At 67.7% G+C, this 1,621-nt stretch carries 1 protein-coding gene; it reads left to right on the top strand.

Going from position 1 to position 1,621, the window contains the following annotated elements; genetic code table 11:
* Nucleotides 1-20: 20 nt before the first annotated feature.
* On the top strand, nt 21-1,621 hold a 1,601-nt coding region (acs, locus tag ASD67_RS22480; protein WP_056352371.1), incomplete at its 3' end, for an acetate--CoA ligase.

Genomic DNA, 1,621 nt, shown 5'->3' on the forward strand with positions numbered 1-1,621 from the left:
ACCTACCCCCCTCCGAACCCCTGGTCCCCGTCCCCGCCGACGCCGCCGCGAACACCCATTGCACCGCCGCCGACTACGACCGGCTCTATGCCCAGAGCATCGCCGACCCCGAGGCCTTCTGGGCCGAACAGGCGAAGCGGATCGACTGGATCAGCCCGCCGACGAAGATCGCCAACTGGTCCTACGATCCGGTGTCGATCCAATGGTTTGAAGACGGCGTCCTCAACCTTTGTCACAACGCCGTCGACCGCCATGTCGCCGCCGGCCATGGCGACCGCACCGCGATCATCTTCGAGCCCGATGCCCCCGATGGCGAGACGCGCACGATCAGCTATGCCGCGCTGCTCGCCGACGTCATCCGCTTCGCCAATACGCTGAAGAAGCTGGGCGTCCAAAAGGGCGACCGCGTCACCATCTATATGCCGATGATCCCCGAGGGCGCGGTCGCGATGCTCGCCTGCGCGCGCATCGGCGCGGTGCACAGCGTCGTCTTCGGCGGCTTCTCGCCCGAGGCGATCCACGGGCGGATCGAGGATTGCGCCAGCGACTGGGTGATCTGCGCCGACGAAGGGCTGCGCGGCGGCAAGACCGTGCCGCTCAAGGCCAATGTCGACAAGGCGCTCGAACGCGTCGATGTGAAGGCGGTGCTCGTCATCGCCCACACCGGCGGCGACGTCGCGATGACCGAAGGCCGCGATTACTGGTACGACGCGCTGTCCGCCGACGTCGGCGCCGACTGCCCGTGCGAGCCGATGGGGGCCGAGGACCCGCTGTTCATCCTCTACACCTCGGGTTCGACCGGCAAGCCGAAGGGGGTGCTCCACACCGTCGGCGGCTACTCGGTCTGGACCGCGAGCACCTTCTGGTATGGCTTCGACTATCGCCCCGGCGAGATCTTCTGGTGCAGCGCCGACATCGGCTGGGTCACCGGGCATAGCTATGTCGTCTATGGCCCGCTGCAAAATGGCGCGACGACCCTGATGTTCGAGGGCGTCCCCAACTACCCCGACCACGACCGTTTCTGGCAGGTCGTCGACAAGCACCAGGTCAACATCCTCTACACCGCGCCGACCGCGATCCGCGCGCTGATGCGCGAGGGCGACGATTATGTCACCCGCCACGACCTGTCGTCGATCCGCCTGCTCGGCAGCGTCGGCGAGCCGATCAACCCCGAGGCCTGGCGCTGGTACAGCGACATCGTCGGCAAGGGCCGCGTGCCCGTCATCGACACCTGGTGGCAGACCGAGACCGGCGGCATCATGATCACCACCCTGCCCGGCGCGCATCCGGCGCAACCCGGCAGCGCGGGGCGTCCCTTCTTCGGCATCCGCCCTGAGCTCGTCGACGCCGAGGGCGGCGTGCTCGTCGACGAACAGAGCGGCGGCGCGGCCGAGGGCAATCTGTGCATCACCCATAGCTGGCCCGGGCAGGCGCGCACCATCTACGGCGATCACGCGCGCTTCGCCGAGACCTATTTCTCGACCTACAAGGGGAAGTATTTCACCGGCGACGGCTGCCGCCGCGACTCCGACGGCTATTGGCGGATCACCGGCCGCGTCGACGACGTCATCAACGTGTCGGGCCACCGCATGGGCACCGCCGAGGTCGAAAGCGCGCTCGT

It is taken from the genome of Sphingopyxis sp. Root1497 (assembly GCF_001427085.1).
GTDB lineage: Bacteria > Pseudomonadota > Alphaproteobacteria > Sphingomonadales > Sphingomonadaceae > Sphingopyxis.